This is a genomic window from Achromobacter ruhlandii (genome assembly GCF_902859695.1).
GTDB classification, from domain to species: Bacteria; Pseudomonadota; Gammaproteobacteria; order Burkholderiales; family Burkholderiaceae_B; genus Achromobacter; species Achromobacter ruhlandii.
The window spans coordinates 225,294-231,428 of sequence record NZ_CADIJL010000007.1; the positions used below are offsets into that span (position 1 = coordinate 225,294).

Here is a 6,135-nt window from a genome sequence, read left to right on the forward strand (position 1 = left end):
GACGGATTACTTGGCGAACAACGAATCCAGGTTCTTGAACGCCTTGAATTCCAGCGCGTTGCCCGACGGATCCAGGAAGAACATGGTGGCCTGTTCGCCGACTTCGCCCTTGAAGCGGATGTAGGGCTCGATGACGAACTCGGTGCCGGCATCGGTCAGGCGCTTGGCCATGGCTTCCCATTGTTCCATGGAAAGCACCGCGCCGAAATGGCGCACGGGCACATTGTGCGAATCGACCGCGCTGGTGGCCTTGTGGCCGCACTCGCTGGGCGCCAGGTGGGCGACGATCTGGTGGCCGTAGAAGTTGAAGTCGATCCATTCGGACGAGCTGCGGCCCTCCGGACAGCCCAGCTTTTCGCCATAAAAGGCGCGGGCTTCGGCCAGGTCGCGGACCGGGAAGGCCAGGTGGAACGGCGGCAGGTTGGTTTGAGCGGTCATGAAAAGCTCCGGATAAGGCGGAAAAGGTAATTCAGAATGCGGACCGTCACCATCGGGGCGTGTCCGGAGTCAATAGTTTATGAATTGTTTTTTTGATTGAAAAACGATATTTTTTGTGTCTTAGCATCGAAAATATTGATCGTGATCAAAGAATTCAAGACCTTCATCGCCGTGGCGCGCGACGGCACTTTCACCGGCGCCGGCGCGCAGCTGGGCCTGACCCAGTCCGCCGTTAGCGCCCAGATCAAGCGCCTGGAGGACTACCTGGGCGTGGCGTTGTTCGACCGCAGCGCGCGCGCCGCCGTGCTGAACGACCATGGCCGCGAGATGCTGCCGCAGGCCGAGGAACTGGTGGCCATGGCCGAGCGCATGGCGTCCACGGCCGGGGCCGGCCACGTCAGCGGTTCGCTGCGCATCGGCGCCATCGCCTCGGTGCAGCAGGACCTGCTGGTGCGGGCGCTGGGCGAGTTCCGCGCCGGCTATCCCGACGTGCGGGTGCGCATCGTGCCAGGGGTGTCGCTGTCGCTGCTGGGACAGGTGGACGCCGGCGAGGTCGACATGGCGCTGCTGATCCGGCCGCCGTTCGCGCTGCCGCCGGAGCTGGGCTGGCAGCCACTGCTGCGCGAGGAAGTGGTGCTGGCGATGCCGGCCGCGATGCCGCCCGCGCCGTGGCGCGAGGCGCTGGCCGCGCAACCCTTCATCCGCTACGACCGCGCCTCCTTCGGCGGGCGCGTGGTGGACCTGTTCCTGAAGAAGCAGCGCATCACGGTGCACGAGGCGGTGGAGCTCGATGAGATCGAGGCCATCGCCAACCTGGTGCGGCACGGTCTGGGCGTGGCGCTGTTGCCGCGATTGCGCGGGCTCGATCTGGACGGCCTGCGGCTGGTTTCGCTGGGCGAGGCGGCGTTTCACCGCGAGATCGGCCTCATCGGGCGGTTGCCGTTCGATGCGGGCAGCGTCCGCGGCAAGATGGCCGAGTGCCTGGCGCGGGCGGCGGGGGCCACGCTGGCGCCCTGAGCCAGCCGGGTGGCCGAGCACCGCACGGCAAGGTCCCGCGGCGGCCGGGGCATGGCCATGCCTTCCGGCCGCGTTGTCCGCGACCGCGCCGCCTTGGCGTCGTTAACGCCATGCATGAAAAAGAAAGGCCCGCGCAAGCGGGCCTTTTGCTGGCTTGAACCCGTTTACAGCCGGTCGCAACGCACCGTGATCGGGTGATCGCGCAGCGTCGTCATGACCAGGTCATCGACCTGGCCTTCGACGTCGGTGATCACGTAGCCGATCTGGCCCTTGGTCTGCAGCGTCTGGCTGACGATGTTCAGGCCGTGCTGTGCCATGAGGTTGTCCAGCGTGCCGAGCGCGCCGGGGGCGTTGCGGTGCACATGCAGGATGCGGGTGGCGCCGGCCGGCTCCAGGTAGGGCAGCTCGGGGAAGTTGACCGCGCCCTTGGTGGTGCCGGCCTGCAGGAAGCGCACCAGCTTCTCGGCCACTTCGCGGCCGATGTTCTCTTGCGATTCCTGCGTGCTGCCGCCGATGTGCGGGGTCAGGATGACGTTGGGCAGGCCGATCAGCGGACTGGCCAGGGGTTCGTCGGCGCCCTTGGGCTCGGTGGGGAACACGTCGAGCGCGGCGCCCGCCAGGTGGCCGGACTTGAGCGCGGCGTGCAGGGCGTCGATGTCGACCACGGTGCCGCGCGAGGCGTTGATGAGGATGGCGCCGCGGCGCATGCGCGCGATGGTCTCCGCATTCATGATGTTCTCGGTGGACTTGCCGCCGGGCACGTGCAGGGTGACCACGTCGGCCTGTTCCAGCAGGTCGTTGAGCGAGCCGGCCGGGCGGGCGTTGCCCAGCGGCAGCTTGGCTTCGACGTCGTGGTAGATGACGCGCATGCCGAGGCCTTCGGCCAGCGTGCTGATCTGCGAGCCGATGTTGCCGTAGCCGACGATGCCGAGCGTCTTGCCGCGGGTCTCGAAGGCGCCGGCGGCGCTCTTGTCCCAGTGGCCGAGATGGACGCGGGCGTTCTTCTCGGGAATGCGGCGCAACAGCAGGATGGCTTCGCCCAGCACCAGCTCGGCGACCGAGCGGGTGTTGGAGAACGGCGCGTTGAACACCGGGATGCCGCGTTGCATGGCGGTGTCGAGGTCGACCTGGTTGGTGCCGATGCAGAAGCAGCCGACCACGCGCAGGTCGGGGCTGCCGGACAGCAGGGCGGCATCCAGGTGGGTACGAGAACGGATGCCCGCGACGTGGGCGCCGCGCAGGGCGTCCTGCAGCTGCGCCGGCGGCAGGGCCGCGGCATGCGTGACGATGTCGGTGTAGCCGGCGGCTTCGAAGACGGCGCGGGCGCTCGGGTGGATGTTCTCGAACAGGACGATGTGTGCCATGACTGCCAGGGGTCGGGTGAAGAATGCGTTTTATTTATTGTGGCGCATTTTTGCTGCGGAGCAAGAGGTACCCATTGCCCGGGTGGGGATGAATTGTTTCAGGCGGGTGGCCGGGGCTCGCCCCGGCCCGGTGCTTCAACGATACGCCTGGAACACCTTGGCGCCGCCGCGCTTGTCCACCAGCAGGACATCGTGCGGGGTCTTGCGGCCGCCGTATTCGGGGCCGTCCATGCCGGGCGAGCCCAGCGGCATGCCAGGCGCGGCCAGGCCGGCGGCGTCGGGCTTCTCCAGCAGCAGGCGGCGCACGTCGCTGGCCGGCACGTGGCCCTCGATGGCATAGCCGTCCACCATGGCCGTGTGGCAGGAGCCATAGTCGGCCATGCCGGCGTTGCGGCGCACCGCGCCGGTGTCCTGCACGTCGTGGGTGGTGACCTCGAAGCCGTTGTCGCGCATGTGCTTGACCCAGTCTTCGCAACAGCCGCAGGTGGGGGTCTTCCAGACCTGCACCTTGGACGCGGACTGGGCCTGCGCGAGGAGCGGCGCGTACAGGGGCAGGGATAGCGTGGCCGCCAGCAGCAGGCGGGCAGGGGTGAGGATTTTTTTCATGGGTCTCCGCGAGAAGGATCAGAACCAGAAGCGCACGCCCGCCAGCACGGCGGCCTGCGAGCGACCTTGGCCGGCGGCGGAGGCATAGTCCGCGGTGCGGCCGAACTTACGTTCGAAGGATACCCCGACGTAGGGCGCGAACTGGCGCGTGACCTCGTAGCGCAGCCGCAGCGACAGCGAACCGCTGGACAGGCCCGCGCCGATGCCGCGCGCGGGATCGTTGCGGCCGTAGGCGCTGGCCTCGATTTCGGGCGTGAAAATCAGACGTTGGGTGAGCAGCAGATCGTACTCGGCCTTCATGGCCAGCGCGGTGCGGCCGGACGGCCCGGCGTAGGCGGTGGTCTCGAACTCGATGTTGTAGGGCAGCACGCCCTCGATGCCGAGCGCGGCCCAGTTGCGCTTGGGGCCGGCGCCGACGTCGCGGCGCGCGCCCAGTTGCAGGTCCCAGAACGGCGAGATGGCGTGGCTCCAGAAGGCCTCGATCTTGGCTTCGGAGCCGCCGCCGCTTTCGCGCTCGCCTTCGCTCTTGACCACCAGCCGGTCGGTGGCGGTGCCCCACCAGAAGCGGCCGTCCCATTCCAGCGCGTTCTGGCCGTCGCGGTTGCGCGACCAGCCGAACTTGTCGAACAGCAGCCGCGATGACGCATCCTTGTCCATCATGTGCGGGTGGATGCCGTAGCTGTCGTAGCCGCGCGGGCCCGCGCCGTCGCTGGACGGCAGGCTGCCGACCGGCGGGGCGGCGGGCGCGCCGTGGTCCATGCCGGGCATGGCGGAATGATCCATGGCGGGCGGCATCGCGGGCTGTGGCTTGGCGCCGCCGGGATTCGTGCCGGGCATGGAGAGATGGTCCATGCCGGGTGGCATCGCGGGCTGGGGCGGGGCGCCGCCGGGGTTCATGTCCGGCATCGAGCCATGATCCATGCCGGCGTGGTCGCCCGCGGCCTGGCCGAGGGCCGGCTGGCCGGCCAGGGCCGCCAGCAGGGCGCTGGCCAGCGCGGCGTGGCGGAACGGGGGAAAGGGGGGGCGCATAGTCCGGTTTCTCATCGCCTACTCCACCACGACCGCCCTGAACATGCCGGCCTCCATGTGGTACAGCAGGTGGCAGTGGTAGGCCCAGTTGCCGCGCGCATCGGCGCTGACGCGGTAGCTCAGGCGCTGCGCGGGGTTGAGCGACAGGGTGTGCTTGCGCACCTGGAAGGCGCCGTCGGGCGATTCCAGGTCGCTCCACAGGCCGTGCAGGTGGATGGGGTGGGTCATCATGGTGTCGTTGACCAGCACGAAGCGCACGCGCTCGCCATGGCGCAGCACGATGGGCTTGGCGTCGGAGAACGTCACGCCGTTGAACGACCACATGTAGCGCTCCATGTTGCCGGTCAGGTGCAGTTCGATCTCGCGGGTCGGCGCGCGGTTGTCGTCGGGTTCGCGGATCGAGCGCAGGTCGGCGTAGGTCAGCACGCGGCGGCCGTTGTCGCGCAGGCCGATGCCGGGGTCGTCCAGGCGGGTGGACACCACGTCGGGCAGCATCGAGTTGCCGGGGCCGCGCTCCTCGGGATAGGGGTGCCTGACCTCGACGATGCCGCCCTGGCCGGCGCCGCTGTCGTGGGAGCTGCCATGGTCCATGCCGGGCATGGCGCCGTGGTTCATGCTGGCCATGTCGTGCTTCATGCCCATGTCCATCATGCCGAGCAACTGCACGCGATCGACGGCCGGCACATCGGCCTGCATGCCGGGGCGCGGCGCCAGGGTGGCGCGGGCGTAGCCGGAACGGTCCATGGCCTGCGAGAAGATGGTGTAGGCGCGGTCCTCGGCGGGCTCGACGATCACGTCGTAGGTCTCGGCCACGGCGATGCGGAATTCTTCCACATCGACCGGCCGCACGTCCTGGCCATCGGCCGCCACCACCGTCATCTTCAGGCCGGGGATGCGCACGTCGAAGTACGTCATGGCCGAGCCGTTGATGAAGCGCAGCCGCACGCGCTCGCCTGGCTTGAACAGGCCGGTCCAGTTGCCGGCCGGCGTCGCGCCGTTGGTCAGGAAGGTGTAGGTGGCGCCCGATACATCCGCCAGGTCGGACGGGTTCATGCGCATCCGTTCCCACATCAGGCGCTCGGACAGCGCCGCGCGCCAGCCCTTCTCATCCGCCTCGCGCATCAGGCCCTGGACGCTGGGCTGGTTGCGGTTGTAGTAGTCGGGCATGGCCTTGAGCTTGTCGAACACCCGCATCGGGTCTTCGTCCGTCCAGTCCGACAGCAGCACGGTGTAGTCGCGGTCCGCGGCGATGGGGTCGCGCCGCTTCGGGTCGATGACGATGGCGCCGTACAGGCCGGTCTGCTCCTGGAAACCCGAATGGCTGTGATACCAGTAGGTGCCGCTCTGGCGCACGTCGAAGCGGTAGGTGAAGGTCTGGCCAGGATCGATGCCCGGGAAGCTCAGGCCCGGCACGCCGTCCATTTCCGTGGGCAGCAGGATGCCGTGCCAGTGGATCGAGGTCTGTTCGCGCAGGCGGTTGGTGACGTGCAGCGTGACCGTGTCGCCCTCGCGCCAGCGCAGCAGCGGGGCCGGCACTTGGCCGTTGACGGTGGTGGCGATGCGGGCCGCGCCGGTGAAGTTCACCGGGGTTTCGCCGATCTCCAGGTGGAATTCGGTGCCGCGCAGTTCGGCGGGCAGGGCGGGGGCCGCGTGCCGGCTCGCGGCGGCGGCGCGCCAGCGG

6 protein-coding genes are annotated in these 6,135 nt (G+C 68.7%); 1 reads left to right on the forward strand and 5 read right to left on the reverse strand.

Translation table 11 applies throughout. The features are described from left to right. Positions 1-6 precede the first annotated feature (6 nt). Positions 7-438, reverse strand: coding sequence for a VOC family protein (locus tag HV742_RS11915; protein WP_049070928.1), 432 nt, complete (start codon positions 436-438; stop codon positions 7-9). A 141-nt stretch (positions 439-579) separates the two neighbouring features. Between HV742_RS11915 and HV742_RS11920 the strand changes: the two genes are divergently transcribed. Beyond that, entirely contained in the window at positions 580-1,455 is an 876-nt protein-coding gene (locus HV742_RS11920) for a LysR family transcriptional regulator (RefSeq protein ID WP_169538067.1), read from the forward strand. A 164-nt stretch (positions 1,456-1,619) separates the two neighbouring features. Here the strand turns inward: HV742_RS11920 and serA are convergent, their stop codons facing one another. The 4 genes from serA to HV742_RS11940 form a co-directional block, all read right to left on the reverse strand. After that, positions 1,620-2,819, reverse strand: a complete 1,200-nt coding sequence (gene serA, locus HV742_RS11925; protein WP_049070930.1) for a phosphoglycerate dehydrogenase — start codon at positions 2,817-2,819, stop codon at positions 1,620-1,622. A gap of 135 nt (positions 2,820-2,954) precedes the next feature. Beyond that, entirely contained in the window at positions 2,955-3,425 is a 471-nt protein-coding gene (locus tag HV742_RS11930) for a DUF411 domain-containing protein (protein WP_175145244.1), read from the reverse strand. Between the two features lie 18 nt (positions 3,426-3,443). Beyond that, the gene (locus HV742_RS11935) at positions 3,444-4,454 is read right to left on the reverse strand and encodes a copper resistance protein B (protein WP_175145245.1); all 1,011 of its coding nucleotides are present in this window, start codon (positions 4,452-4,454) and stop codon (positions 3,444-3,446) included. Positions 4,455-4,472: 18 nt separating this feature from the next. Continuing rightward, the coding region (locus HV742_RS11940) for a copper resistance system multicopper oxidase (RefSeq protein WP_175145248.1) at positions 4,473-6,135 on the reverse strand (1,663 nt) is incomplete at its 5' end.

Bases quoted from the DNA above. Each gene is read 5' to 3' on its own strand.
- HV742_RS11915 (WP_049070928.1), bottom strand. From the start codon at position 438: ATGACCGCTCAAACCAACCTGCCGCCGTTCCACCTGGCCTTCCCGGTC.
- serA (WP_049070930.1), bottom strand. From the start codon at position 2,819: ATGGCACACATCGTCCTGTTCGAGAACATCCACCCGAGCGCCCGCGCC.
- HV742_RS11930 (WP_175145244.1), bottom strand. From the start codon at position 3,425: ATGAAAAAAATCCTCACCCCTGCCCGCCTGCTGCTGGCGGCCACGCTA.
- HV742_RS11935 (WP_175145245.1), bottom strand. From the start codon at position 4,454: ATGCGCCCCCCCTTTCCCCCGTTCCGCCACGCCGCGCTGGCCAGCGCC.